Here is a 25,972-nt window from a genome sequence, read left to right as displayed (position 1 = left end):
CGGAGCGGGCGTGAGCCCTGCTTCGGCGTGCATCAGGACGGGGCGGGATCACCCTCGGCGGTCATGCGCTGCCGCCGGTAGTGGCGGGCCGCTCGGGCCCGGTTTCCGCATGACGGTTTGCACCATTCCTGACGCCCATGGCTCTTGACGAAGTAGCGCACGCAGCGGGGTGCGGCACAGGCCCGCAACCGCTCGCGCTGCGGGCCGCTCAGGAAGTCGATGGAGGCGCGGGCCAGGGCCGCCACGAGGCGGACCTTCGGATCGGTCTCCGCCGACAGCAGGCGGGGCGTGGGGACACCGTCCGGCGGCCATTCCAGTTGCGGGACGACCGTTTCACGGGCGGCGACCGCGTTGAGGTGGGCCAGTGCCTGCTCGGCCGGCATCAGCCGCCGGGCGTCCGCCGAGCTGGGGGGAGCGGGGCTCACCGCCCGGGCGAACAGCGCCCGGACCGCGCGTCGCAACGCGACGATCTCGGCTCCGAGGTCCTCGTCCGCCGTCATTTCCCCAGCGGGCACGCAGCCGGTGAGCAGGCCGGCCTGTGCCTGGATCCAGTGGGTCGTTCCCTGGACCGTAGCGAGGTCGTCGGTGACGCCGCCGTCCCCGTCGTGACGGATCGTGCTCGCCAGTTCCAGCGCCGGCCAACGCTCCGCCGACATCCCCGTCCCTCCCCGCTCGTTCGCCGATCACTTGATCACATTCCTGCGCGCACCCTAGGGTCTCTCATGGGAAAACGAGAACTTCCGTTAGAGAAACTGCGGTTGAGGCCGCCATGGGAGGGGACGGAAAATGACGGTGCTTCTTGCCCAGGTCAGTGACCTGCACCTGGACGGCAGCGAACGGGCCACCCGGCGTGCCGAACGTGTCATGGACTACCTGCGGGCCCTGCCCCGCCCGGTCGACGCGGTCCTGGTCACCGGGGACATCGCCGATCACGGCGAGGAAGCCGAGTACGAGGAGGCGGCCCGCATTCTGGCCGCTCCCTTCCCGGTGCTCACCTGCCCCGGCAATCACGACGCGCGTCCGGCCTACCGCAAGGCCCTGCTCAAAGAGGCACCCGAGGACGGGCCCGTCAACCGGCTCCACCACGTCGCCGGGACCGCCGTCCTGATGTGCGACTCCACCATTCCCGGCCGTGACGAGGGACGCCTCGACGCCCGGACCCTCGACTGGATCGACACCACCCTGACCGGGCTGCCGCAGAACACCCCGGCCCTGGTCGCGTTCCATCAGCCGCCGGTCGAACTCCACCACCCGCTGCCCGATTCCGGGATGCTCGAAGAACCCGGACGACTGGCGGCCCTGCTGGCGGCGCACCCGCAGGTGGCCGCCGTCCTGACCGGACACGCCCACACGGCGGCCGCCTCGACCTTCGCCGCCCGCCCCCTGATCGTCGGTCCTGCCGTCACCTGGACCCTGCGCATGCCCTGGGAGGGCGACCGGCCCGCGGACCGCGACCAGCCGCCCGGCCTCGCCTTCCATCTCCTGGGCGACGACCGGCGCCTGACCACCCATTTCCGCGTCGTGCTCTGACCCCATCCACTCGGCCCGGAGGCATCGTGGTCCGTCCCTGTGCCGTCCTCGGGTTCCTGGCGGCGGCCCTCCCCCGGTCGCCACCCCCGGAGCCGGCCTGGCCCCTCCGGTCCAGCACGTCACCGGAAGCAGCCGCGGCAGCGGCCGCCGTCAGGCTCTTTCCGTCGCCCTCGGGACCATCACCGGGCTGTACATCCACGCCGCGCTCGCCATCGGCGGCCTGTCGGCCCCACGCGCTGCTGATCACACTCCGGCTGCTCGCCTGGACCGTCCTCGTCCGGCGCGCCTCACGCACCCTGCGCACGCCCCGCTTCCGGCGCGTGACCGCGAGGATCACAGCCGCGGTGTACCTCGCCCTCGGGGTCCGGACCGTGGCCACGTGAACCGGCAGCCGCCGTACGGACCTGGGGGGGGCGGCCCGTGTCCCGAGAGCTCCGGCGTCGAAGAATTCGCCCGTGGGCCGGGACTCCCGGGATGCGGACCGCGCCCACACGCACGTCTTCTACGCCTACGCCACCGACCAGGCGATCCCGTCCAGGATGTCGTGTTCGCTGACGACGACCTCCTTCGCGCCGGTGCGTTCCATGACGGCGAGGAGGACCAGGGCGCCCGCTCCGATGACGTCGACCCGGCCCGGGTGCATGGAGGGGATCTCCGCGCGTTCGGCGTGGGTGGCGTGGAGCAGCCGGCCGGTGATCTCGCGGACGCGTTCCAGGGTGACCCGGGAGTGGTGGATGGCCGTCGAGTCGTACGCGGGCAGGTCCTGCGCGATCGCCGACACCGTCGTGACCGAGCCGGCCAGGCCGACCAGGGTGCGGGCCTCGCGCAGCGGGACCGTCCGCTCGGCCCGGTCGAGGGCGGCCTCGATGTCGGCCCGCATCGCCGCGATCCGTTCCTCGGTCGGCGGGTCCATCACCGCCCCGTCCACCAGCAGGTGCCGCTCGGTCATCCGTACGCAGCCCACGTCCACGGACCGGGCGGCACGTACGTGGTCGTCGCCGACGACGAACTCGGTGGAGCCGCCGCCGATGTCCACGACCAGGAACGGGCGGTGCAGGTCCGCACGGCCCGTCAGTTCCTTGGTGGCGCCGGTGAAGGAGAACTCGGCCTCCTGGTCGCCGGTGATGACCTCGGGCTCCACGCCGAGGATGTCCAGCACCCCGCGCACGAACTCGTCCCGGTTCTCGGCGTCGCGGGAGGCGGAGGTGGCGACGAAGCGCAGGCGCTGCGCGCCGTGCTCCTTGATGGCCTCCGCGTACTCACGGCAGGCGGCGAACGTCCGCTCCAGCGCCTCGGGGGCGAGCCGGCCCGTGCGGTCGACGCCCTGGCCGAGCCGCACGATCGTCATGCGCCGGTCCAGGTCGGTCAGTTCACCGGTCGCCGGATCGGCGTCGGCCACCAGGAGCCGGATCGAGTTGGTACCGCAGTCGATGGCGGCGACTCGGGTCATCGGTCGTTCTCCTCGATCGGCTTGGCCGCGAAGTAACCGCCGTCCGAGCTCTCCACCTGCCATCCCTCGCCGGCGGGCGGCTCGACGGCCGTCACGCACGGGCCCTTGCGCCACCACTCCGGCAGCATCGCGAGCGCCTCGTCGCCCAGCGGGTTGACCCCGGGGCCGGCGGCCAGCGAGTGGGCGACCAGGACGTGCAGGCACTTCACCCGGTCCGGCATCCCGCCGGCGCTCGGGAAGTTCTTCAGTTCCTCGATCTCGTCGCGGCGCCGGATGTAGTCCTCGTGCGCCGCGCGGTACGCGTCCGCCAGCTCCGGGTCCGTCGCCAGCCGCTCCGTCATCTCCTTCATCACGCCGTTCGCCTCCAGCGTTCCGATCGCCGAGGCGGCCCGGGGGCAGGTGAGGTAGTACAGCGTCGGGAAGGGGGTGCCGTCGGGCAGCTTCGGCGCGGTCTCGACGACGTCCGGCTGCCCGCAGGGGCAGCGGTGCGCGATGGCGCGCAGCCCGCGCGGGGGCCGGCCGAGCTGCTGCTTGAACGCCTCGACGTCCGCGTCGGTCGGTTCGGTGCGCGGGGTCGTGGGCGGGGGCGTGTCCATACCTGTCTTTCTGCGGTTCTCGGCGGTTCTCGGTGGTTCTCTACGATTGTCTGCGCGGCTTCCGCGCGACTTCCGCGCGGGTCTCCGTACGACGGGCTGTCGCCGTCGTGCGGGGTCGTACGGGGTCGTGCGGTCGGCCCTGCGGGTTCCGGTGAACCGCAGGGCATCAAGGCTACGGCTCCGGGCTCACCGCTCGGCCGCGTCGGACTTGTCGACGCCGTCCCAGACGTTCGCGTACCAGGGGCGGGCGGCCGATCCGCGGTCGGCGCGCGGCTGGTCGGCCGCGCTCGGATCGATCACGATGTAGCCGGTCTCGCCGGGCATGACGTAGTGCAGCCGCGCGCGGACCTGCTGCTCGGCGTAGGCGTCGTCCTGCCAGCGCGCCTTCATGTCGCGCAGCTGTTCGACCCGCTGGCGGGTCTCGTCCTTCTCCTGCTGGAGGTCGGCGATGTCGGCGCGCTGGGACACGTACTGCCGCATGGGATAGGCGAGGGCCACGATCAGCGAACAGACCACCAGGGCGAGCAGCGCGGCCCGGCCGGTCAGCCGGGAGCGGCGGGCCTGGCGCTTGGTCTGCGAGCGGTAGACCCGGGCGGCGGTCTGCTCGCCGATCAGCCGGATCCTGGTCGCGGTGGAGAACCGGTCCCGGTCCTTCACGGCCATGTCCCCGCCTCCCGTTCCCCTGCCATACGCACGTACGTCCCCGGACACGGTACGGGACCGCGTCCGGGGACGTAGGGACTACCGGCGGGGACACGACCCGGGTCGTGTCCCCGTACGGGTCAGCCCTTGCTGCGCCTACTGGTTCGCGGAGCGCCGCGCCTACTGGTTCGCGGAGCGCTGTGCCTACTGGTTCGCGGAGCGCCGCGCCTACTGGTTCGCGGAGCGCCGCGCCTACTGGTTCGCGGAGCGAAACCGCGGGAAGGCGCTGCGGCCCGCGTACACCGCGGCGTCGTCGAGGATCTCCTCGATGCGCAGCAGCTGGTTGTACTTGGCGACGCGCTCGGAGCGGGCCGGGGCGCCGGTCTTGATCTGGCCGCAGTTGGTGGCGACGGCCAGGTCGGCGATGGTGACGTCCTCGGTCTCACCGGAGCGGTGCGACATCATGCACTTGAAGCCGTTGCGCTGGGCCAGCTCGACGGCGTCCAGGGTCTCGGTCAGCGAACCGATCTGGTTCACCTTGACCAGCAGGGCGTTGGCCGCGCCCTCCTCGATGCCGCGGGCCAGGCGCTCCGGGTTGGTGACGAACAGGTCGTCGCCGACGATCTGGACCTTGTCGCCGAGCTTGTCGGTGAGGGCCTTCCAGCCCTCCCAGTCGTCCTCGAACAGCGGGTCCTCGATGGAGACCAGCGGGTACGCCTCGACCAGTTCGGCGTAGTACTCCGTCATCTCGGCGGCGGAGCGCTCCTTGCCCTCGAAGACGTACGTGCCGTCCTTGTAGAACTCGGAGGCGGCGACGTCGAGCGCGAGGGCGATCTGCTCGCCGGGGGTGTAACCGGCTTCCTTGACGGCCTCGAGGATGAGGTCGAGGGCCTCGCGGTTGGAGCCGAGGTTCGGGGCGAAGCCGCCCTCGTCGCCGAGGCCGGTGGCCAGGCTCTTGCGCTTCAGGACCTTCTTCAGCGTGTGGTAGACCTCGGTGCCCCAGCGCAGGGCCTCGGAGAAGGACTCCGCGCCGATCGGGGCGATCATGAACTCCTGGATGTCCACATTGGAGTCCGCGTGCGAACCGCCGTTGAGGATGTTCATCATCGGCACCGGCAGCAGGTGCGCGTTGGGGCCGCCCAGGTAGCGGAAGAGCGGCAGGTCGCTGGCCTCGGAGGCGGCGTGGGCGACGGCCAGGGAGACGCCGAGGATGGCGTTGGCGCCGAGGGAGCCCTTGTTGTCGGTGGCGTCCAGGTCGAACATCGCCTGGTCGATCAGGCGCTGCTCGGTGGCGTCGTAGCCGACGAGCTCCGGACCGATCTGCTCGATGACGGCCAGGACGGCCTTCTCCACACCCTTGCCCTGGTAACGGTCGGGATCGCCGTCACGGAGTTCGATGGCCTCGAAGGCGCCGGTGGAGGCGCCGGACGGAACGGCGGCACGACCCGTGCTGCCGTCGTCGAGGCCGACCTCGACCTCGACCGTGGGGTTGCCTCGGGAGTCCAGGATTTCCCGGGCTACGACGACGTCGATGGACGGCACGAGCATCTCCTTCATGGATGTGACGTGGTTCAGCGGGGCCACGGGGCCCTGCGGACCCGAGCCTATCCGGCTCGGGGCGATCGGCCATCCGGTCGGCCGCTCCGCGGACAGAACCGAGAGTAAATTGTTTCCGAACGGAACAAAGGCGGTATCGGAAAACCGGGAGACGGGAGGCCGGCTCCGGCATCGCGCACGGACCCACTCCGGCACCGCGCACGGACCGACTCCGGCACCACGCACGGACCCACTCCGGCACCACGCACGGACCCACTCCGGTACCACGCACGGACCCACTCCGGTACCGGACACGGAAAAAGCCCCGCCCCGGCGCGTACGGGGGCACGCGCCGGGGCGGGGCAGGCACCCGTGGGGACGGGGCCCGGACTCGCGGCCGCGGCCTTACTTCAGGTGCAGCTGCTGGCCCGGGTAGATGAGGTCGGCGTCCTCGACGATGTCGTCGTTCAGCTTGAACAGCTTGTCCCAGCCGCCCTTGACGTCCTGCTCCGAGGCGATCGAGCTGAGGGTGTCGCCCTTGACGACCTTGTACTCGCCGTCGCCCTTCTCGACCTTCTCACCGGTCGGGGTGGTGACGGTCTTCTTGGCGGCCGGACGCTCGTCGGAGCGGGAGGCCTTCTGCTCGGCCGAACGCTCGGGAGCGGCCTCGGTGTTCCGCTTCGGGGACTCCTGCTGCTGGGACTCCTGCTGCTGGGACTGCTGCGAGGAGCCGCTGTCCTGGTTGCCCGAACTCTGGTTGCCCGAGCCCTCGGTGGAGCCGCCACCGGTGTGGGCGGCGTTGGACAGGCCCTTGCCGCAGACCGGCCAGGCACCCTTGCCCTGGCCCGCGAGGACCTTCTCGGCGATCTCGATCTGCTGGGCCTTGCTGGCCTGGTCGGCGGTGCCGGCGTACGCCGTGCCGCCGTAACCGGCCCAGGTGGAGGCGGAGAACTGCAGGCCGCCGTAGTAACCGTTGCCGGTGTTGATCGACCAGTTGCCGCCGGACTCGCACTGGGCGACGGTCTCCCACTCGGAGGCGGTGGCGGCGGAAGCGTTGCCGGCCGCCATCAGCGGGGCGGCGACAGCGGCACCGGTGACGCCGGCGACGGCGATGACACGGGTGGCCTTGGACGGACGACGGTGCTTGCCCTTGCCGGAAAACAGCATGGATGGATCCCCTCACCGACGCCTACGAGGTGAGCTGTCGGGTTCGGGCCGGTTGAGTTGCCCGGCCGCGTCCCTCACGGGACACGGCTTCACCCCTAGCCGCATCCGGCATCCCTCACCGGATTCGGCGCCTACCTTGGGTCCCCCGCTCCTGCCTACGGCGCATGACGCGACGACTGTTCCCGTGCTGCCACTGGCAGGATTCGGCGTGGCGGCAGCCGGGGCCCGTGATGACGAGCGGTCACGACCGTAGACACGGGCCCGGCGGATTATCAAAGAAGATCAGGCCTTCTGAGACCTATCTCTCATCATCTTTAAACCGGACATTCGCGGCAAAACGCAACGTCAATTGGCGCTGTCGACGCACTTTTTCGCACACCGGTCCGCCTGTCGCCCCGTCACCGCCCGACCCGCACCCGGCCACCGCTCGACCGGGAAGTGCCCGCGCCCCCAGCTGCCGCCCGGATGTCAGCCGTTGTCCGATTCGAACCCGAACGCGAGCGTCTGACCGGGAAGGATGAGGTTCGGGGCGGCCGCGCCCAGGACCTCGTCCCCTCCGCTGTACTGGGCGAGCCATCCGCCGCCGAGGGCAAGGGAGTCGGAGGCGACCGAGGAGTCGCTCCCGGCACCCGAGCCGGAGCTGCTGGACGGGGACGCACTGTCAAGGCCGCGCGTGAAGCCGAGACCGCCGCGTGAGGCGTGCCGGCCGGAGGATCCGGCGTCACGGTCCTCGCGCACCTCTTCCTCGGCGCTGGCGCCGCGGTGGCGGCCGCTGCCGGAGCTCTCGCCATCGGACGATTCCGAAGCATCTTCCTTTTGCCCCGACTTGTCCGAGTCGTCACCCTTGGCCGAGGCGGAGGGAGACGGGGAGGCGGAGGGGGAAGCGTCGGGGTCGACCGGTCCGCCCGCACCCTCCTCCTTCTCCTTGCCGTCCGCGGCACCCTTCGCGTCCTTCGCGTCCTTGGTGTCCTTGGTGTCCTTGGCGTCCTTCGAGGAGTCGGAGGACTGGGACGGCGACGGAGTGACGGACCTTTCGGAACCGGACTTGCCCGACGCGTCGCCCTTCGCGCCGGTACCGAGGTCGAGCGCGGGCGAGTCCTGTCCCAGGCCCCCCAGCAGCCCGCAGGCCCGCCACGCGCCGACACCCTGGTCGGCGAGGATCTTCTCGGCCACCGCTATCTGCTGGCCGCGGCTGGCCTGGTCGGCGCTGGCCGCGTAGTCGAGGCCGCCGTACTTCTCCCAGTCCGTCTGGGTCAACTGCAGGCCGCCGTAATAACCGTTGCCGGAGTTCTGGCTCCAGGAGCCACCGGACTCACACTCGGCGACCCGGTCCCAGGTCGAGCCGTCGGCCGCACTGGCCGCGCCGGCCCCGAGGAGGGGAATCGCGATGGCCGAGCCGGTCACTCCGGCCGCGACGATAAGAGCCGGAGCCTGGCGGGGGCGACGGTGACGACCGTTCCCGGAGAGCATGCGGAGACCTTTCGCAGACAACGGTTGCTCGCACGGCGATTGGAACTGTGGTATCGCAGAAGCGAGACGCCGTGCTTGATGGGTGAACGTATCCGCACTCGAACGTCTGTCACAAGTTCATGCCGCGCAGATCACATGAAGATCACAGAGTTGAGTGGGTGTCACCTTTACGCCGGCCCCACCCGAACTCGACGGACCGTGTCCACGGCGGACCTGACGGTCACTTGCGCGGAGGCAAAGGGCGGCCGGAGGACGGCCCGGAGCGGACTCGGCGACCATCCGGGTCATTTCGGAACGGGTGCCGGGCACGGTGCTCCGTAGGCGAGATCACATCGGCAGCGCGGTGAACCGCACCGGCAGTGTGCGCAGTCCGCGCATGATGAGGCCGCCGCGCCAGCGCAGTTCGGCCGGGTCCACCGCGAGTTCGAGGTCCGGCAGACGGGTCAGCAGGGTGGCGAGCGCGGTCTGGCCCTCCAGACGGGCCAGAGGAGCGCCGAGGCAGTAGTGGATGCCGTGGCCGTACCCCAGATGCTGGTTGTCGCGCCGGGCGAGGTCGAGCGTGTCGGGGTCGGCGAACCGATCCGGATCGCGGTCCGCGGCGGCCAGGACGACGAGGACCGGGTCGCCGGCCGAGATGCGCTGCCCGCCGAGGGTGAGTGCCTCGGTGGCGAACCGCCAGGTGGCCAGCTCCACGGGCCCGTCGTAGCGCAGGAGTTCCTCCACTCCGGTCTCCAGCAGCCCGCGCTCCCCTGCGGCGAGCGACGTCTGCAGGCGCTCACGCTGCTCCGGGTGGGTGAGCAGGGCGTAGGTGCCGTTGCCGATGAGGTTGACGGTGGTCTCGAAACCGGCGAACAGAAGGATGAAGGCCATGGCGGCGGCCTCGTTCTCGGTGAGGTGCTCACCGTGGTCGGAGGCACGGATCAAGCCGGAGATGAGGTCCTCGCCGGGGGCGGGTTCGGCGGGCAGGGCCTCGCGCTTGCGGTGGATCAGGTCGGCCAGGTAGCCGCGCATCTTCTTCACCGACCGGGCTACGCCGCCCCTGGGGCCTCCCTGGTGGCGGATCATCATGCCCGCCCAGTCGCGGAAGTCGTCCTGGTCCTCCCGGGGAACGCCGAGCAGGTCGCAGATGGCGTAAATGGGGAGCGGGAAGGCGAAGTCGTGGATGAGGTCGGCGGAGCCGCTGTCCGCGAACCGGTCGATGAGTCCGTCGGTGAGCTCCTGCACCCGGGGCGCGAACTCGGCGACCCGGCGCGGTGTGAACGCCTTGCTGACCAGTCTGCGCAGCCGGGTGTGGTCCGGCGGGTCGATGTTGAGCAGATGCGTCATCAGCTCGGCCTTGCGCTCACCGGGGATGCCGGTCTTCCCCTTGGCGTGGGCGGGCTCGGCGTGGTGGGCCGGGTTCTTGGAGAGGCGGGGGTCGGCGAGGGTCTGCTTGGCGTCGGCGTAACGGGTGACCAGCCAGGCCTCCACCCCGCTGGGCAGCCGCGTCCGGTGCACGGGCGCGTGCTCCCTCAGCCAGGCGTACGCGGGGTAGGGGTCGCTCGCGAACTCCCAGGTGAAGAGTTCGGGGGCGCCGTTCTCGGGCTGGGACTGAAACTGGGGCTGGGGCTGGTCGGTCACCGCTCGACCGTATCCGGCGGCGGGCGGGGAGACGCGCCCCGCTCCCCGCGACGGGCGTCCGGCGGCCCACGGGCAAGGCGCGCCCTCCTCCCCGCGGCGGGTGCCCAACAGCCCACGGGCAGGTGCGCCCCGCTTTCCACGGCAGGTGTCCGGCGGCGCGCGGCAGGGGTGCCTACTCCCCCACGCCCTCCGCGGCCCGTATCGCGTCCCGGTAGGCCCGGGCGGCCGCGCGCAGTGCCGCCTCCGGGTCGGCGCCCTCCGCCTCGGCCCGCACCGCGAGGCCGAGCAGTTCGTAGCCGATGCCCTCCGCTCGGGGCAGGGGGACGTCCAGCCCGGCCGTGCGGACGCGGGAGGCGAGTTTGGCGGCGAGGGCCAGTCCCGGCTGGCCCAGCGGGATGCCCTCGGTGATCGAGCTGCGCCGCTTCTCGACCGCCTTGGTGCGCAGCCAGTGCTCCTTGACCTCCTCGGGGGTGGTCGCCGTCTCGTCGCCGAAGACGTGGGGGTGACGGTGGACGAGCTTGGCGACGATGCCGCCGGCCACGTCGTCCACGGAGAAGGGCTCCTCGGGGTGCTCCTCGGCTATGCGGGCGTGGAAGACGACCTGAAGGAGGACGTCGCCCAGTTCCTCGCGCAGTTCGTCCCGGTCGCCCTCCTCGATCGCCTCGACGAGTTCGTACGCCTCCTCGATGCCGTACTTCGCCAGGCCCTTGTGGGTCTGGCGGGAGGACCAGGGGCACTCGGCGCGGATGCGGTCCATGACCTGGACGAGGTCGAGCAGGCGGGCGCCCGGCAGGTCGTAGGAGGCGGGGAGCAGTTCCAGCTCCGGCATCGGGACGCGGCCGGTGCCGGCGAGGCGGGCCAGGCCGTCGGTGAGGGCGGGTTCGCCCTCACCGGTCGCCACGACCACCACCGTCCGCCCGCCGGCGCAGGCATCCACCAGGTCCTCGGCGGCCGGGGACGCCTCCTCGACCGGTATGCCCGCCTCGCGCAGATACGGCAGCTGCGGGTGGGCGCCGTCCGCGCACAGCACCTTGTCGGCCGCGTGCAGGGTCTGCCAGGCGGGCCAGGACAGCAGGCCGGGCGCGACGCGGTGGCTGGTGGTGAGCAGGACGATGCGGCCGGTCGGGGCCGCGGAGGGTGCCGCGGGGCTGGTTGCGTTCACGATCCGAAACTAACCCACGGCGCCGCCGGCCCCCGAAAGTTGTCCACAGGGGGACCGGCCCGGTGTGAAAGTACGCCCGGCATGTCGGGCGATCGGCCCGCGCGTCAGGCGACCGGCTGGGCTCCGGCTGCCCCCGTGACCTCGCGCACCCACGGGGTCCCGGCGTCGACGCGGCTGCTCTTCTCGTCGTCCCAGGTGCCGTAGCGCGGGTTGAGGTCGACGTCGAGCTTCTTGCTCGCCTCGGACAGCGCCTGCCAGAACTCGGGCCTGCTGGTGTCGGTGCCGAGCCGCTGGGCGAGCTTCTGGGCCTGGAGCTGGAGGCGGAGGTTGTCGTCGAGCCGCTCCGGCGGGATGCCGTACTGCTGCAGCCAGGTCGACTCCAGCGCCTCGGCCCCGCCGGCCTGCTCCTCCAGACCGGACCGCATCCCCTGGGTCTCCTTGGGGGTGACCGTCACACCGGCGTCGCGCGCGGCGCGCTCCAGTACCCGGTCCAGGACCATGCTGTGCAGGGTGTCGCGGGTGAGGCTGCCGGTGCGGGCGATGGCCTGCTCGTACTGGGCCTCGTCCGGCACCGCCTCCTGCTGGGCCGCGCGGATCTCGTTGACCCGGTTCTCCAGCTGCGACACCGTGATCCGCTGGCCGTCCACGACGGCCGCCGCCCCGGGACGGGCGTCGTTCCCGCAGGCGGTGAGCAAGGGGGCCGCCGCGGTGAGGGCGGCGGTGAGGAGGAGCGCGGTGCGGCGACGGCGGTGCAAGGAGACCTCCTGGGGAAGCTTGTGCGGCGGTGCACAAAGTCCTGCGATGATCGATGGTAGGCAGCGGCCGAGCTCTGGCCAACCCATTCGACCAACGATTCACCGGGACTTCCGGCACCGCCGCGCGCCCACCGGCCCGGCCGGGTGCCGGAAGGGGACGTCCTGCCCCGCTATCCGCGCACCTGTCCCAGCCACTGCAGGGTCCGGCGGATCTCGCCGGCGAGCGGGTGGCCGGGACCCTGGGAGCGCTCCACGTCGTGCAGCAGCCGGGCCAGGGTCTCGTGGGCCGCGGGACGGTCGCCGAGGGCGAGCAGGAGGTGGCCGATGCGGCGGCGGACGTCATGGGCGAGCTGCGGGTCGCCCGCGGCCACGTACTGGTTCTCGTAGTACGGCAGCAGCGCCCGGTACTCGGAGAGCGCCGCCGTCGGCTGGCCGAGCTGCTCCAGGCACTGGGCGGCCTCGTAGCGGTAGCGCAGGGACTGCGGGTCGGCCTGGCCCGCCTCGGTGGCGCGTTCGTCGGCGAGGCGGCGCAGTTCGGGCAGTGCGCGCCGGTACTGGCCGTCGTCCAGGAGAGTGGCCGCGTACTGCTTGCGCAGGGTGCGGACGACCGGGGAGTGTTCGCCGTGCTGTTCGGCGGCGGCGGGCAGGATGCCGCCGAGGATGTCCACGGCCTGGGTGATGCGGCCCTCCCCGAGCAGCCGCTTGACCTCGTCCACGGCGGCGGCGACGTCGGCCTTCTCCGCGGCGGGCGCGGGCGGTGTGGCGGGGGCGGGCTGGGGCGCGGGGGTACGCGCCCGGTCCGGCCAGGGCGCGTGCGGACGCAGGAAGGGACGCGTGGGGTCGAGGGGCGCCCCGGTGGGCGTGCCCCGCGACGGCAGCAGCAGCGTCAGGTGCTCGTAGACCTCCTGGGCGGAGGCGGGGCGGTGCTGCGGGTCCTTGGCGAGCAGGCGCAGCACCAGTGCCTCCAGCGCCTCGGGGACCTCCTGGCGGACCTGACGCACCGGCACCGGCGCCTCGTAGAGGTGCCGGTGCAGCACACCGAGCGCCGTCGAGCCCGCGAAGGGCACGTCGCCGCTGAGCAGCTCGTACAGCAGCACACCGAGCGCGTACAGATCCGTGTACGGGCCGACCACGCCGCCCATCGCCTGCTCGGGGGCCATGTAGGCGGGCGAGCCGATGGGCGAACCGGTGTGCGTCAGGCGCGTGGTGTCACTGTCCATCACGGAGGCGACGCCCAGATCGAGCACGGTGACCGTGCCGTCCTGCTTCACCATCACATTGCGCGGCTTGAGGTCGCGGTGGACGATCGGCACGGCGTGCACCGCGCTCAGCGCGGCACACAGCTGCGCGGCCACCGAGACCGCCCACTGCCACGGGTACGGGGAGTGCTCGGCGAGGTGGTCGCCGAGGTCGGCACCGTCGACGTACTGCATGACGAGGAACAGGTCGCCGTCCTCGCTGCCCGCGTCGTGCACGGTGACCAGGCCCGGATGGTCGACCTGGGCCGTCACCCGGCACTCGCGCACGAAACGGCGGCGCAGTTCGTCGGCCTCCTGGCCGGCCACCTTGTCCGGGCGCAGGAGTTTCACCGCGACCCGCCGGTCCAGCCGCTTGTCGTAGGCCGTCCAGACCTGCCCCATGCCGCCCTGTCCGATGAGCGCGGACAGTTCGTAGCGGCCGGCGACGACACGTTTCGCCGTCACGCTCACCTGTCACCCCGGTCGTTGCCCTGGCCCTGGCCGCCGTCACTTCTGCGCAGGTAGTCGCTGAGCTCGTCGAGTTCGGCGCGCACCTGGTCGATACGGGCCGGTCCGGGGCGCTGCGGCGGCTGCGCCGGGGGGACGGAGGAGGACGGCGTGTCGTGGTGCGGCACGGGCGTCGGAGGCAGCTGCACCCCGGGCTGCGGGACGACCGTCTGCGCGTACGGCGACGCGGGCTGCGGGTAGCCGTACGGAAGGGGGGCGCCGCCCGGCGCGTGCATCGTCGCGGCGTAGGGCGACTGCGGGCCGTACATCCCGTGCCGGTGCAGCAGGCGGTGGTGGCGGATGTCCATGGTCAGGTAGTAGGCGGCGGCGCCGGCGCCCAGGGACAGGAGACAGTAGAGGGCGACATCGGTCCGGGTGTCCGTCTCCGGCAGCGAACCGATCACCATCAGGAAGAAGAGGGACAGCGGCAGACTCACCCAGGCCAGCAGCCAGTCGAGGAAGCGCCCGCGCAGGACCGCGACCCGGAACAGCGGCACGCAGGACAGCAGTCCGCACGACAGGAAGCCGGCGGCGGCGATCAGCACGCGCAGGGTGATGACCGTCGCCGTGCTGCGAGGGGGCGGCGCCGCGCCGTGGCCGTACATGACTGCTCCTGGACCGGTGTAGCCGATGGGACAAGTGGTGCGGGTCCGCGAGTCTGCGCGGAGCAGAACGCGGTGGGGAGTCCGAGCGTATAGGCCGACAGGGACAACCGGTCCCGGTGTGTACCGAACCGTTGCCGTCATGACCGCCCCGCCCTCCCCCACGCGCCCTCCGCGCGCCCTCCGCGCGGAGGGCGGACACCGCGCATACGCGGCCTCACGAAACGGACGGAGCGTGACAGGTCGCCCCCGTGGCCGCACGTGGCGACGGTCAGTTGCCGCACTGCCGCATCATCATCTCCTTGTCGGCGGTGGTCACCGGCATCTCGTACTTGACGGCGACCTGCGCGAAGCGGACCGCGTACGCGCACCGGATCCGTTTGCTGGGCGGCAGCCAGGCCGCGGGCCCGGAGTCGCTCTTGGAGGAGTTGGTGCTGCCGTCGACCGGGATGAGGTTGAGGGGGTCGTTCGCCAACTGCTCCCGTTCAGCCACGGACCAGCGGGAGGAACCCATCTGCCAGCTGTACGAGAGCGGCACCACGTGGTCTATCTGGACCTCGGCCGCCTTCTCCTTGCGCCACTCGATGGTCTTGCCGGTGTACGGGTCGGCCAACGTCATGGCCACGACCACACAGTGGGAACCGGACTTGAACCGCAGCTCCTGCCCGTCGCGCTGGAGGAGGTCGTTCCGTGTGTCGCACCCGTTCCTCGCGAAGGGGACGCCGTCGGCCGTGTCCTTCCAGGCATAGCCGAACTCGTCGCGGTCGTATCCGGTCCTCGGCCCGCGCCCCTTGGTCTTCACCGTCCCGATGAGTTCGCGTCCGGCGGTCCGGTCCGTCTCCCCGGTCAGCGGGGCGAGGCCCGGTTCGACGCCCTTCGGGTTGTCCAGGGGGCTGACGACCCGTCCGTCCGGGACCTGTGCCGCACCGTCGCCCGCGGCGGGAGAACCACCCTCCTCCAGGGCCTCGCAGCCGGCGAGGAGCAGCACGGCGGCCAGCGCCGGTGCCACGGGGCCGGTACGGCGCAGGCCCCTGGGCGCGCCGTCGCGGCGCACCCGTCGGCCGGCCGCCCCCGCACGTCCCGCTCCGCCCCGCTCCGCATCCGCCGAGAACGTTGTCGAGTACCGCCTCACGGCGCCCCCTTTTCCTTGCGCCTTGCACCCGTCCCGAACGGCCGGGATCTCACTGTCTCCACGGTAGCCAGCGAGAGGTCCAGACCACATCACCGCAAAAGGGGCATTCGTTGCACGTTCCGCGTATGGTCGGTGCTGAGTCACCTGGGAAGGAGCTCCGGATGGGCATCTTCGACAAGTTCAAGAGCAACCGCGCGGCACAGGACAAGGCGAAGAAGGCCTCCGACGCCGCGGAGAAGAAAGTCAACGAGAGGACCGGCGGCAAGTACGAGAACCAGGTCGACACCGGGCAGCGGCAGGCCGAGGACCGGCTCGGCATGAGCCGGGACCAGGGTCGCGACCAGGACCGCCCCGGTCAGGCGTAGCCTCCGGGCCCTCGCCCGGCTCCCGGACCCTCGCCCGGCCGCCGGGCCGGAACACACCGGGAAACCCGGACGATCCGTCGTGCGCGGCCCGGCCCCGCAAGGGGACCAGGGAGCCCGCACGGCAGGACCGACCGGTACATACGTCACCACGACCCGACGTGACTCCGGTCGGGAACCGCCCACGGACTCCCTTCCCCGTGGGCGGTTCCGCTCGTCAGGACGGTCCCGGGTACGGCGCGGCCTGCCGGGTCACGACCCCAGGATCGACGTCAGGAACTCCCCGACCCACGCCAGCAGCTCCCGGCCGACCACCGGCTTCCCGCCCACCTTCGCGGTCTTCGGCCGGGGCACCAGCACCTGGTGCGCGGTCGGCTTGATGACCGTGCCGGGGTAGAGCCGCTTGAGGCGCAGCTCCTGGGACTCGCGCAACTCCACCGGCGCGAACCGGATGTTGCTGCCCTGCAGGACGATCTCGCCGACGCCGCAAGCGCGGGCGAGCATCCGCAGCCCCGCCACCAGCAGCAGGTTCTCCACCGGTTCCGGCAACTTGCCGTAGCGGTCGACGAGTTCCTCGCGCACCGCCTTGACGTCCTCCTCGCTGTTGGCGGAGGCGATGGACCGGTACGCCTGGAGCCGCAGCCGCTCGCCGGGCGCGTACTCGTGCGGGACGTGCGCGTCGACGGGCAGCTCGATCTTGACCTCGAGCGGCGGCTCCTCCTGGAGCTCTCCGGTCTCCAGCTGGCGCCGGTAGTCCGCGACGGCCTCGCCGACCATCCGCACGTACAGGTCGAAGCCGACGCCCGCGATGTGGCCCGACTGCTCGCCGCCGAGCAGGTTTCCGGCGCCGCGGATCTCCAGGTCCTTCATCGCCACGTACATGCCCGCACCCATCTCGGTGTGCTGGGCGATCGTCGCGAGCCGCTCGTGCGCGGTCTCCGTCAGCGGCTTCTCCGGCGGGTACAGGAAGTACGCGTAACCGCGCTCCCGGCCGCGGCCCACCCGGCCGCGCAGCTGGTGCAGCTGGCTCAGGCCGAAGTTGTCGCCGCGCTCCACGATCAGGGTGTTGGCGTTGGAGATGTCGATGCCGGACTCGACGATCGTCGTCGACACCAGCACGTCGAACTTCTTCTCCCAGAAGTCGACGACGACCTGCTCCAGCGCCGTCTCCGACATCTGCCCGTGGGCGGTCGCGATGCGCGCCTCGGGCACGATCTCGCGCAGCCGGGCCGCCGCGCGGTCGATCGACTCGACCCGGTTGTGGATGTAGAAGACCTGCCCCTCGCGCAGCAGTTCACGGCGGACGGCCGCGCCGATCTGCCTCTCCTCGTAGGGACCGACGAAGGTGAGCACCGGGTGGCGCTCCTCCGGCGGCGTGGTGATCGTCGACATCTCACGGATGCCGGTGACCGCCATCTCCAGGGTGCGCGGGATCGGGGTGGCCGACATGGTCAGCACGTCGACGTTGGCGCGCAGCTTCTTCAGCTGCTCCTTGTGCTCGACGCCGAACCGCTGCTCCTCGTCGACGATGACCAGACCCAGGTCCTTGAACTTCGTCTCCGAGGAGAACAGCCGGTGCGTGCCGATGACGACGTCCACCGAGCCCTCCCGCAGGCCCTCCAGGACCGCCTTGGCCTCCGTGTCGGTCTGGAAACGGGACAGCGCCCGCACGTTCACCGGGAACTGCGCGTACCGGTCGCCGAACGTGCCGAAGTGCTGCTGCACCAGCAGCGTCGTGGGGACGAGGACGGCGACCTGCTTGCCGTCCTGGACGGCCTTGAACGCGGCCCGCACCGCGATCTCCGTCTTGCCGTAGCCGACGTCGCCACAGATCAGCCGGTCCATGGGGACCGTCTTCTCCATGTCCTCCTTGACCTCGGCGATGGTGGTGAGCTGGTCGGGCGTCTCCACGTACGGGAAGGCGTCCTCCAGCTCGCGCTGCCAGGGCGTGTCGCCGCCGAAGGCGTGCCCGGGGGCCGCCATGCGCGCGCTGTACAGCTTGATCAGGTCGGCGGCGATCTCCTTGACGGCCTTCTTGGCGCGGGCCTTCGTCTTGGTCCAGTCGGCGCCGCCGAGCCGGTGCAGGGTGGGCGCCTCGCCGCCGACGTACTTGGTGATCTGCTCCAGCTGGTCGGTGGGGATGTAGAGGCGGTCGCCGGGCTGGCCGCGCTTGGCGGGGGCGTACTCCACCACCAGGTACTCGCGGGTCGCGCCCTGCACGGTGCGCTGCACCATCTCGATGTAGCGGCCGACGCCGTGCTGCTCGTGGACGATGTAGTCGCCCGCCTCCAGGGTGAGCGGGTCGATGGTCTTGCGGCGCCGGGCCGGCATCCGGGCGCCCTCGCGGCCGGACGCCTTCTGGCCGGACAGGTCGGTCTCGGTGAGCACCGCGAGCCGGAGCACGGGGTCGACGAAGCCGTGGTCGATGCAGCCGCAGGCGACGTGCACGAGAGACGGGGCGATCTCACCGAGGTCGCCCGTCCCCGGCTTCCCTTCGGTCCCCGCCAGGCGGGCCGGGATGCCCTCGCCGCCGAGCACCTCCACGGTGCGGGCGGCCGGACCGTGGCCCTCGGTGACGAACACCGTGCGCCAGCCGTCGGCGAGCCAGCCCTTGGTGTCGGCGAGCGCCCGCGCGGTGTCGCCCCGGTAGCTCTCCGGGGCGTGCATGCCGAGCTTGAGGGTGTCCGAGTCCCCCGCCCCGTCGTCGGACGCGAACGTCTCGTCGGCGGCGAACGGCGACACCGCCCACCACATCATCCCCAGCTCGCGGGCCCGCTCACGGACGTCCGCGATGGACCGCAGGGAGGCCGCGCCGACGTCGATGGGCGCCTCGCCTCCCTGGGCGGTGGCCGCCCAGGACGCCTGCAGGAACTCCTGCGAGGTCGCGACCAGGTCCGCCGCACGGGTCCGCACCCGCTCCGGGTCGCACACCACGCCCATGCTGCCCTCGGGCAGGACGTCGAGCAGCAGCTCCATGTCGTCGACCAGGACCGGCGCGAGGGACTCCATGCCCTCGACCGCGATCCCCTCGGCGATCCTGCCGAGCAGCTCGCCCAGCTCCGGGTGCTGCTCGGCCAGCACCCGCGCGCGCTCCCGTACGTCCTCGGTGAGCAGCAGCTCCCGGCAGGGCGGGGCCCACAGGCCGTGCTCGGCGATCTCCAGGGACCGCTGGTCGGCGACCTTGAAGTAGCGGATCTCCTCGATGTCGTCGCCCCAGAACTCCACCCGGAGGGGGTGTTCCTCGGTGGGCGGGAACACGTCGAGGATGCCGCCGCGTACGGCGAACTCGCCGCGCTTCTCGACCAGCTCCACGCGCGCGTACGCGGCGGCGGCGAGCGCCTCGACGGTCTCGTTCAGGTCGGCGCTCCCCCCGGTCCGCAGCGCGACCGGCTCCAGCTCGCCCAGGCCCTTGACCTGCGGCTGGAGCACGGACCGTACGGGCGCGACGACGACCGACACCGGGCCCGTCTCCGGGTCGTCCGCGCGGGGGTGCGCCAGCCGGCGCAGCACGGCCAGGCGGCGTCCCACGGTGTCGCTGCGGGGGCTGAGCCGCTCGTGCGGCAGCGTCTCCCAGGACGGGTACTCCACGACCTCCTCCGGCGGGAGCATGGAGCGCAGGGCCGCCGCCAGGTCCTCCGCCTCCCGGCCGGTCGCCGTCACGGCCAGCACCGTACGGCCGGTCTCCCGGGCGAGGGCGGCGACCGCGAACGGGCGGGCGGCGGAGGGACCGACCAGATCGACGTGCATGCGGTTGCCGTCGGCGGCCGCCGAGATCGCTTCCGCGAGGGCGGTGTCCTTGACGACGGCGTCCAACAGACCGTGCAGGCTCATTCGGGGCGCTTCCATCCGGAGGTGTGCAACACGACGGGCCCGACACGCGCCGCGGGCCGGGGATCTCCAGCGTACGACGCCCGTACCCGGACACCGCGCCCCGGCGGGCGGCGGACCGAGCACGGCACGGGCGGCGGACCGAGCACGGCGCAGGCGGCGGACCGAGCACGGGGCCGGGCGGCGGACCGAGCACGGGCCGGGCGGCGGACCGAGCACGGGCCGGGCGGCGGGCAGCGACGGACAGCCCTCCTCGAACCGCCCGTTCCGCCCGTGTCGCTACACCCAGTAGATCGTTGATACCACCGTGGCTACGGAAAGTTACGGCGACGTGCTGTTCTCATCGGCACGCGACAACGAACAGACACGCCTGGACGGACTCACCCGGGCCCTGGACCCGGTCTCCTTCCAAACCCTGCACGACCTCGGTGTCGGCCCCGGCTGGCGCTGCCTGGACGTCGGAGCGGGGACGGGCACCGTCAGCTCCTGGCTGAGCCGGACCGTCCACGGGCCGGTCACCGCGGTCGACCGCGACATCACGTTCCTGGCGCGGAAGCGGTCCCACCTCGATGTCGTCCACGCGGACATCAACCACACCGACTTCCTTCCGGGCGAGTTCGACCTCGTCCACGCCAGGCTGTTGATGATGCACCTGCGGCAGCGGGAGGAACTGCTGCCCCGCATGCTGTCCTGGGTGCGGCCGGGAGGGCTGCTGGTGCTCACCGACGGTGTCTCACTGCACCCCGGGCAGTACCACCATCCCGCCTACCGCGAGGTGATGACGGGGCACTTCCGCATGATGGCGAACGTGATCGGCAGCGATCTCCACTTCGCCTCCCGGTACCCGCAGATCCTCACGGACATGGGACTGGCCAAGGTCGGCCTGCTCGCGCACCATCCGATCATCGGGATGAACCCGGGGTTCGCCACCTTCGTCGCGCACACGCTCGAGCAGTCCGAGAGCCACCTGCTGGCCGACGGGATCGCCCGGGCCACGCTGGACGAGGCCGTCGCCCACGTGCGCCGGCCCGAGACCCGGGAGATGTTCATCGCGATGCTGACGGCGTGGGGACACAAACCGCACGCGACCGACCGGTAGGCCCGTCCCTCCCCTGCCCCACCCCTGCACCGCACCTCTGCGCCGCGCTCCCGTACTCCGTCCCCGCTCCGTGCCGAGTCCTCCCGCATTCAGCGAAAGCAAGTCCCGCATCAGATGACCACAGTCCCTCCCTGCGCTCCGCCCCCCGGCCCCGTGCCCGGACTCGACCGGCGCATCACCGGGTTCACCTCCTCCCGCACGCGCATGCTCCTGGCGAGCGACGGCCTGACGACCGTCCTCCTCGAAGCGGCGGCGAAGGCCCCCCTGCACGTCCGGATCACCCACACCGCCCGGCTGTCCGCGCACGCCCTCGAGGACCCCGGCCCCCGGACCGCACTGGGTCTGGAGGCGGGCCGGCCGTGCCTGCTGCGCCGGACCCGGCTGGTCACCCCCGCCGGGGTGCCCGTCTCCGCCAACGTCGTGGTCGCCGCGGCCGGCCTCGACGCCGACGTGGACGCGGTGATGCCGGCCCCGCAGCCCCTGGGGTACGCGCTGGCCGGCCGGGGCCGCCGGCTGGAGCGGCGCCTGCTCCATATCGGCCGCGTCGCCTGGCCCGAGGCACCGGACCGGACCTGCGCGTCCAAGACGTACGTGATGTGCCACGCGGGCAGGCCGCTGATCTTCGTACGGGAGATGTTCAACCCCGTTTGGTTTCCCGCCGGCACGGACGGGCCGGCCACCGCGCACGAGGCGTGCACGGCGAACGCTCCGGCCCGGCCGGTGCCCTGAAGGCACCCGCACGCATGAAGCCGCCCGGCGCCGGTGGCCCTCCTGGGCTTCCCGGTGCCGGGCGGTCCCCCGCAACCCCCGTGTGCGGTGGCCGGTCGCGGCCGCTTCACCGGGTGGCCGCGCGAAGTCACCGCCGGCCACCCGGAGCCGCGGCTATTCCGTGGCGATCGCGTTCAGGACGTTCATCCGGCCCGCCCGGAACGCCGGGACCAGTGCCGCGAACAGCCCCACGAACGCCGAGCTGATGAACACACCGATGATCGTCGGCCACGGGATCTCGAGGACCTTCAGACCCTCCAGTGCGAGGAGCTGCTGGGCGGTGGCGCCCCAGCCCATGCCGAGCCCCAGGCCCAGCAGGGCACCGAAGAGGGCGATGACGACCGACTCCAGGCGGATCATGCGGCGCAGCTGGCGGCGCGAGAGGCCGATGGCCCGCATCAGGCCGATCTCCCTCGTCCGCTCGACCACCGACAGGGCCAGGGTGTTCACCACACCCAGGACCGCGACGACGATCGCCAGGGCCAGCAGGCCGTAGATCATGTTCAGCAGCTGGCCGATCTGGTCCTTGAGCGCTTCCTTGTAGTCGGTCTGGTCGCGCACGGTGTACTGCGGGTAGTCGTGCAGCGAGTCCTTCAGCGCCGTGTACGCGGCGTCCTGCTGGCCCTCCTTCGCCGTGGCGAAGAGCAGCATGTCCAGCGGCATCCGGTCGGCCGGGACGTACTTCGCGAGGGTGTCGATCGACGTGTACATCGCGCCCGCGTCGACCACGGCGTCACTGCTGGTGATCGCCCGGACGGTCAGCCTGCCGGCCGACCCGTCCTTGAACGCGACGTCGACCGTCGAGCCGAGGCCGATGCCGTGGTCCTCGGCGAACTTCTCGTGGACGGACATCGAGTCGGGCCGGTAGGCGTCGGAGAGCTTCCCCTCCACCGTCTCGACCCGCAGGTCGGTGGCGTACGTCGGGTCGGCCGCGGTGATCGCCGTGTCCTCGAGCGTTGTGCCGTCGGGCGTGGTGAAGTCCGCCTCGGTCCACTTGTACTCGGTGACGCGCTCCAGCTCCGGGGTGTCCTGGACCGCCTTCACCGCCTGCGGAGTGAGCAGCTGGCCGCTGTCGGACTGGATGATGAAGTCCGTGCCCACCGTCTTGTCGAGCTCGTCGGTGGCGGAGGCCACCATGGACGAGCCGACCACCGACAGGCACGCCACCAGGGCCAGCCCGATCATCAGCGCGGCACCGGTGGCGCCGGTGCGGCGCGGGTTGCGCAGCGCGTTGCGCTCGGCCATCCGCCCCACGGGACCGAAGACCCGCAGCACGACGACGCCCAGGACCCGGACCACACCGCTCGCGAGCAGCGGGCCGATGAGCACGAACCCGATCAGCGACAGCACCACACCCAGGCCCAGCCACATCGAGCCCTCCGTGGCCTTGTCCGCCGCCGCGGCGAGGTACAGCGCGCCCGCGCCGACCGCGGTCAGGAGCGTGCCGATGCCACCCCGGATCCAGCCGGCCCGGGCGTCCGCGGGGGCACCCGCGTCGCGCAGTGCGGCCATCGGGGAGATCTTCCCGGCCCGCCGCGCGGGCAGGTAGGCGGCCAGGACGGTGACGACGACGCCGAGGAGCAGTCCGGTCGCCGGGGTCGTCCAGGCGACCGTGAGGTCGTCCGTGGACAGCTCCATGCCGATCGAGCCCATGAGCTTCATCAGCCCGACCGCGAGCCCCACACCCGCGGCCACCCCGAGCACCGAACCGACGACGCCGAGGAGCAGCGCCTCGATCAGCACCGAGCGGTTGACCTGCTTGCGGGAGGAGCCGATGGCCCGCATCAGGCCGATCTCCCGGGTGCGCTGGGCGACCAGCATGGAGAACGTGTTGATGATCAGGAAGATGCCGACGAGGAACGCGATCCCGGCGAAGCCGAGCATCGCGTACTTCATGACGCTCATGAAGCCCTCGACGTCCTTCTGGCCGGCCTCCGCGCTCTCCTGCGCGGTCAGCACCTTGTAGTCGCTGCCCAGAGCGGCCGCGACGTTCTTCTTCAGCTGTGCGTCGCTGACGCCGTCGGCGGCCGTGGCGTTGACGTTGGTGAAGACGCCGCTCTCACCGATCAGTGCCTGCTGGGCGGTCTTCGTGTCCAGGAAGAAGATCGCGGCACCGGGGTTGGTGACGGTGAAGTCGGCGATGCCGGAGACCTTCGCGGTGTGCGTGCCGACCACGCTGATCACGCCGATCTCGTCACCGAGCTTCAGGCCGTGCTTGTCGGCGGTGTCGGCGTCGACGAGGATCTGGCCGGGGCCCTGGGGCTCCGCACCGGAGGTGATCTTCATGGTGCGGGCGTCGTTGGCGGTCCAGTTGCCGACGATGGTCGGCCCGCCGCTGGTGGGCGAGAGGCTCTCCTTGTCGGCGTCGACGACGGTCAGCGAGGTGGAGTGCAGCGCCCCCTCCGCCGACTTCACCCCGTCCACGTCCCGCACCTCGGCGAGCACGGAGGCCGGTATGACCGGCGGCCTGCCGTTGTCGGAGGTCGTCTCGCCGCCGTCGGAGGCGTCCTTGGCGCTGACCGTGACGTCCGACGCGGTGGCCGCGAACAGCTTGTCGAACGTCGTGGACATCGTGTCCGTGAACACGAGCGTGCCGCACACGAACGCCACCGACAGCAGCACCGCCACCGCCGACAGCGCCATCCGCCCCTTGTGCGCGAAGAAGTTGCGCATCGAGGTCTTCAGGACGGTCATGACGTACGCCCCCGAGCGTCGAAGTCCTTCATGCGGTCCAGGACCTGCTCGGCCGTCGGCTGGTGCATCTCGTCGACGATGCGGCCGTCGGCGAGGTACAGCACCCGGTCCGCGTAGGAGGCGGCGACCGGGTCGTGCGTGACCATCACGATGGTCTGACCCAGGTCGTCGACCGAGCGGCGCAGGAAGCCGAGGACCTCGGCACCCGCGCGCGAGTCGAGGTTTCCGGTCGGCTCGTCACCGAAGATGATCTCCGGCCGGGCCGCCAGCGCCCGCGCCACCGCCACCCGCTGCTGCTGCCCGCCGGAGAGCTGGGTGGGCCGGTGCTTCAGCCGCTCGGCGAGCCCCACGGTCTCCACCACCCGGTCCAGCCACGGCTGGTCCGGCTTGCGGCCGGCGATGTCCATGGGAAGCGTGATGTTCTCGATCGCGTTGAGCGTCGGCAGCAGGTTGAACGCCTGGAAGATGAACCCGATCCGGTCCCGGCGCAGCCGCGTGAGCTTCTTGTCCTTCAGCCCGGTGATCTCGGTCTCGTCCAGGTGGATCTGCCCGCTGGTGACGGTGTCGAGCCCGGCCAGGCAGTGCATCAGCGTGGACTTGCCGGACCCCGACGGGCCCATGATCGCGGTGAACCGGCCGCGGGCGATGTCCACGTCGACATGGTCCAGGGCGACGACGCGGGTCTCACCGGACCCGTACGCCTTCACGACCTGCCGCGCCCGCGCGGCAACGGCCGTACGCCCACCAGTTCCTCCGTGCTTGGGAATGGTCACAGCCGATGTCACGGTAAGTCTCCTATGTCGGTCAGCAGGTGGGAAAGCGGTGCCCGCGCGACCGTCCTCGTGCCCGGCGGCCGTCTCGTGCGTGGTCGTTCGACGTGATTCAGTCTGGCGGCGGGGAAGGCCGGGCGCCCTGGTGCCCGGCGCAGTCTTCTCCTGGGGAAAACCCCACCCCCGATGGTGTGTTCCGCCACCCCCCAGCGGCGTAAAGCCAGGTTAAGGACCAACCCCGCCCCGTCTCGTCCTCCGCCAGTACGACCCCTCCCCGAGCCGTAATACGGAGGTACCCCTAAGGGCTCTCCACCGTCAGGCGGACTGTTTCTCGGGGTCGCCTCGTCCTGAGGTCCCGGTCAGCTTCCACCTTCCCGCCGCGTGAGGGTCAAGTGCGGGGCCTGTTGCCGCAGCCGGGGCAGGCAGGACGGCCCGCTCCCCACACCCGTGAAAAATCCCGGTGCCCAGGGGGCGGGCGCTCCCTACCCTTCGGCCATGGTGACCCTGGAACGCCTCCGCGCCGAGCACGCGCCCGCACTGCTGGCCTTCGAACGCGACAACCGCGCGTACTTCGCCCGATCGGTACCGGACCGGGGGGACGCGTACTTCACACCGGCCGGTTTCGCCGCCCGCCACGCGTCCCTCCTGGCCGAACAGGAGGCGGGCGTCTGCCACTTCCATGTCGTCCTGGACCAGAACGGGAACCTCGCCGGCCGGGTGAACCTGATCGATGCGGCGGAGGGCGCGGCGGAACTCGGCTACCGCGTGGGGGAACGGTCGGCAGGCCGGGGCGTGGCCACGGCAGCCGTCGCGGAAGCCTGCCGCCTGGCCGGGACCCTCTACTCCCTCACCGCCCTCACCGCGGTCACCACCCTGGACAACCCGGCCTCGACGACCGTGCTCACCCGCAACGCCTTCACCCACGTGGCGAACACCACCGTCGACAACCGCCCGGGGGCGAGCTACATACGCCGCCTCACACCCTGACACCGCGTCAACCCCCGACACGCGACCGGGCCCGGCCGGGACACACCTGTCCGACCG

Annotated in this window: 21 protein-coding genes and 1 riboswitch; of the genes, 5 read left to right on the top strand and 16 right to left on the bottom strand. The window is 71.6% G+C overall.

Going from position 1 to position 25,972, the window contains the following annotated elements; genetic code table 11:
* Nucleotides 1-32 precede the first annotated feature (32 nt).
* Nucleotides 33-656, bottom strand: coding sequence for a CGNR zinc finger domain-containing protein (locus ACIF80_RS11440; protein WP_399802378.1), 624 nt, complete (start codon nt 654-656; stop codon nt 33-35).
* A 130-nt stretch (nt 657-786) separates the two neighbouring features.
* Here ACIF80_RS11440 and ACIF80_RS11435 point away from each other — a divergent pair, with 130 nt between their 5' ends.
* The gene (locus ACIF80_RS11435; protein ID WP_399802376.1) at nt 787-1,530 is read left to right on the top strand and encodes a metallophosphoesterase; all 744 of its coding nucleotides are present in this window, start codon (nt 787-789) and stop codon (nt 1,528-1,530) included.
* 508 nt (nt 1,531-2,038) lie between these two features.
* Here ACIF80_RS11435 and ACIF80_RS11430 read toward each other — a convergent pair.
* From ACIF80_RS11430 to ACIF80_RS11375, 12 genes are all read right to left on the bottom strand, one after another.
* Nucleotides 2,039-2,980, bottom strand: a complete 942-nt coding sequence (locus tag ACIF80_RS11430) for an exopolyphosphatase (protein WP_399802374.1) — start codon at nt 2,978-2,980, stop codon at nt 2,039-2,041.
* Complete coding sequence (locus tag ACIF80_RS11425) at nt 2,977-3,576, bottom strand: DUF501 domain-containing protein (protein WP_399802373.1); 600 nt, start codon at nt 3,574-3,576, stop codon at nt 2,977-2,979. The genes ACIF80_RS11430 and ACIF80_RS11425 overlap by 4 nt, the downstream gene beginning before the upstream one ends.
* A 186-nt stretch (nt 3,577-3,762) precedes the next feature.
* Complete coding sequence (locus tag ACIF80_RS11420) at nt 3,763-4,239, bottom strand: septum formation initiator family protein (RefSeq protein WP_399802370.1); 477 nt, start codon at nt 4,237-4,239, stop codon at nt 3,763-3,765.
* A 231-nt stretch (nt 4,240-4,470) separates the two neighbouring features.
* The gene (gene eno, locus ACIF80_RS11415) at nt 4,471-5,760 is read right to left on the bottom strand and encodes a phosphopyruvate hydratase (protein ID WP_399802367.1); all 1,290 of its coding nucleotides are present in this window, start codon (nt 5,758-5,760) and stop codon (nt 4,471-4,473) included.
* A gap of 399 nt (nt 5,761-6,159) precedes the next feature.
* Nucleotides 6,160-6,921: a transglycosylase family protein gene (locus ACIF80_RS11410; RefSeq protein ID WP_399802365.1), complete on the bottom strand. Its 762-nt coding sequence runs from the start codon at nt 6,919-6,921 to the stop codon at nt 6,160-6,162.
* A 4-nt stretch (nt 6,922-6,925) separates the two neighbouring features.
* A riboswitch (cyclic di-AMP (ydaO/yuaA leader) is annotated at nt 6,926-7,094 on the bottom strand.
* A 295-nt stretch (nt 7,095-7,389) separates the two neighbouring features.
* The gene (locus ACIF80_RS11405; RefSeq protein WP_399802362.1) at nt 7,390-8,325 is read right to left on the bottom strand and encodes a transglycosylase family protein; all 936 of its coding nucleotides are present in this window, start codon (nt 8,323-8,325) and stop codon (nt 7,390-7,392) included.
* A 393-nt stretch (nt 8,326-8,718) separates the two neighbouring features.
* Complete coding sequence (locus ACIF80_RS11400; protein ID WP_399802360.1) at nt 8,719-10,011, bottom strand: cytochrome P450; 1,293 nt, start codon at nt 10,009-10,011, stop codon at nt 8,719-8,721.
* A gap of 172 nt (nt 10,012-10,183) precedes the next feature.
* Nucleotides 10,184-11,173, bottom strand: a complete 990-nt coding sequence (locus tag ACIF80_RS11395) for a nucleoside triphosphate pyrophosphohydrolase (protein ID WP_399802358.1) — start codon at nt 11,171-11,173, stop codon at nt 10,184-10,186.
* Between the two features lie 104 nt (nt 11,174-11,277).
* Nucleotides 11,278-11,928 (bottom strand): SurA N-terminal domain-containing protein, encoded by a 651-nt coding sequence (locus tag ACIF80_RS11390; protein ID WP_399802356.1) that lies wholly within the window; start codon nt 11,926-11,928, stop codon nt 11,278-11,280.
* A 170-nt stretch (nt 11,929-12,098) separates the two neighbouring features.
* Complete coding sequence (locus ACIF80_RS11385) at nt 12,099-13,595, bottom strand: protein kinase (protein ID WP_399802653.1); 1,497 nt, start codon at nt 13,593-13,595, stop codon at nt 12,099-12,101.
* A 38-nt stretch (nt 13,596-13,633) separates the two neighbouring features.
* Nucleotides 13,634-14,278: a hypothetical protein gene (locus ACIF80_RS11380; RefSeq protein WP_399802354.1), complete on the bottom strand. Its 645-nt coding sequence runs from the start codon at nt 14,276-14,278 to the stop codon at nt 13,634-13,636.
* 268 nt (nt 14,279-14,546) lie between these two features.
* Nucleotides 14,547-15,302: an HNH endonuclease family protein gene (locus ACIF80_RS11375; protein WP_399802650.1), complete on the bottom strand. Its 756-nt coding sequence runs from the start codon at nt 15,300-15,302 to the stop codon at nt 14,547-14,549.
* Nucleotides 15,303-15,568: 266 nt separating this feature from the next.
* On the opposite strand from ACIF80_RS11375, the gene ACIF80_RS11370 reads away from it, so the two are divergent.
* Entirely contained in the window at nt 15,569-15,772 is a 204-nt protein-coding gene (locus ACIF80_RS11370; RefSeq protein WP_399802353.1) for an antitoxin, read from the top strand.
* 249 nt (nt 15,773-16,021) lie between these two features.
* Here ACIF80_RS11370 and mfd read toward each other — a convergent pair whose 3' ends face one another.
* Entirely contained in the window at nt 16,022-19,600 is a 3,579-nt protein-coding gene (gene mfd / locus ACIF80_RS11365) for a transcription-repair coupling factor (RefSeq protein WP_399802351.1), read from the bottom strand.
* A 304-nt stretch (nt 19,601-19,904) separates the two neighbouring features.
* On the opposite strand from mfd, the gene ACIF80_RS11360 reads away from it, so the two are divergent.
* Nucleotides 19,905-20,696, top strand: a complete 792-nt coding sequence (locus ACIF80_RS11360; protein ID WP_399802349.1) for a class I SAM-dependent methyltransferase — start codon at nt 19,905-19,907, stop codon at nt 20,694-20,696.
* 114 nt (nt 20,697-20,810) lie between these two features.
* On the top strand, nt 20,811-21,425 hold the full coding sequence (locus tag ACIF80_RS11355) for a hypothetical protein (protein ID WP_399802346.1): 615 nt from the start codon (nt 20,811-20,813) through the stop codon (nt 21,423-21,425).
* Between the two features lie 153 nt (nt 21,426-21,578).
* Here the strand turns inward: ACIF80_RS11355 and ACIF80_RS11350 are convergent, their stop codons facing one another.
* Both ACIF80_RS11350 and ACIF80_RS11345 read right to left on the bottom strand, forming a co-directional pair.
* Entirely contained in the window at nt 21,579-24,158 is a 2,580-nt protein-coding gene (locus ACIF80_RS11350; protein ID WP_399802343.1) for an ABC transporter permease, read from the bottom strand.
* Entirely contained in the window at nt 24,155-24,943 is a 789-nt protein-coding gene (locus ACIF80_RS11345; protein ID WP_399802341.1) for an ABC transporter ATP-binding protein, read from the bottom strand. Before ACIF80_RS11345 ends, ACIF80_RS11350 begins: the two co-directional genes overlap by 4 nt.
* A 480-nt stretch (nt 24,944-25,423) precedes the next feature.
* Here ACIF80_RS11345 and ACIF80_RS11340 point away from each other — a divergent pair, with 480 nt between their 5' ends.
* Nucleotides 25,424-25,915 (top strand): GNAT family N-acetyltransferase, encoded by a 492-nt coding sequence (locus tag ACIF80_RS11340; protein WP_399802338.1) that lies wholly within the window; start codon nt 25,424-25,426, stop codon nt 25,913-25,915.
* Nucleotides 25,916-25,972 lie beyond the last annotated feature (57 nt).

Source organism: Streptomyces sp. NPDC085927, from assembly GCF_044540975.1.
Lineage (GTDB): Bacteria > Actinomycetota > Actinomycetes > Streptomycetales > Streptomycetaceae > Streptomyces > Streptomyces hirsutus.
This window is presented reverse-complemented; position numbering and strand designations above follow the sequence as displayed.

Excerpts from the sequence above, each read along its gene's own strand:
- ACIF80_RS11440 (WP_399802378.1), bottom strand. The coding sequence starts at position 656 with ATGTCGGCGGAGCGTTGGCCGGCGCTGGAACTGGCGAGCACGATCCGT.
- ACIF80_RS11340 (WP_399802338.1), top strand. The coding sequence starts at position 25,424 with ATGGTGACCCTGGAACGCCTCCGCGCCGAGCACGCGCCCGCACTGCTG.
- ACIF80_RS11425 (WP_399802373.1), bottom strand. The coding sequence starts at position 3,576 with ATGGACACGCCCCCGCCCACGACCCCGCGCACCGAACCGACCGACGCG.
- ACIF80_RS11370 (WP_399802353.1), top strand. The coding sequence starts at position 15,569 with ATGGGCATCTTCGACAAGTTCAAGAGCAACCGCGCGGCACAGGACAAG.
- ACIF80_RS11355 (WP_399802346.1), top strand. The coding sequence starts at position 20,811 with ATGACCACAGTCCCTCCCTGCGCTCCGCCCCCCGGCCCCGTGCCCGGA.
- ACIF80_RS11420 (WP_399802370.1), bottom strand. The coding sequence starts at position 4,239 with ATGGCCGTGAAGGACCGGGACCGGTTCTCCACCGCGACCAGGATCCGG.
- mfd (WP_399802351.1), bottom strand. The coding sequence starts at position 19,600 with ATGAGCCTGCACGGTCTGTTGGACGCCGTCGTCAAGGACACCGCCCTC.
- ACIF80_RS11435 (WP_399802376.1), top strand. The coding sequence starts at position 787 with ATGACGGTGCTTCTTGCCCAGGTCAGTGACCTGCACCTGGACGGCAGC.
- ACIF80_RS11380 (WP_399802354.1), bottom strand. The coding sequence starts at position 14,278 with ATGTACGGCCACGGCGCGGCGCCGCCCCCTCGCAGCACGGCGACGGTC.
- ACIF80_RS11350 (WP_399802343.1), bottom strand. The coding sequence starts at position 24,158 with ATGACCGTCCTGAAGACCTCGATGCGCAACTTCTTCGCGCACAAGGGG.
- ACIF80_RS11410 (WP_399802365.1), bottom strand. The coding sequence starts at position 6,921 with ATGCTGTTTTCCGGCAAGGGCAAGCACCGTCGTCCGTCCAAGGCCACC.
- ACIF80_RS11430 (WP_399802374.1), bottom strand. The coding sequence starts at position 2,980 with ATGACCCGAGTCGCCGCCATCGACTGCGGTACCAACTCGATCCGGCTC.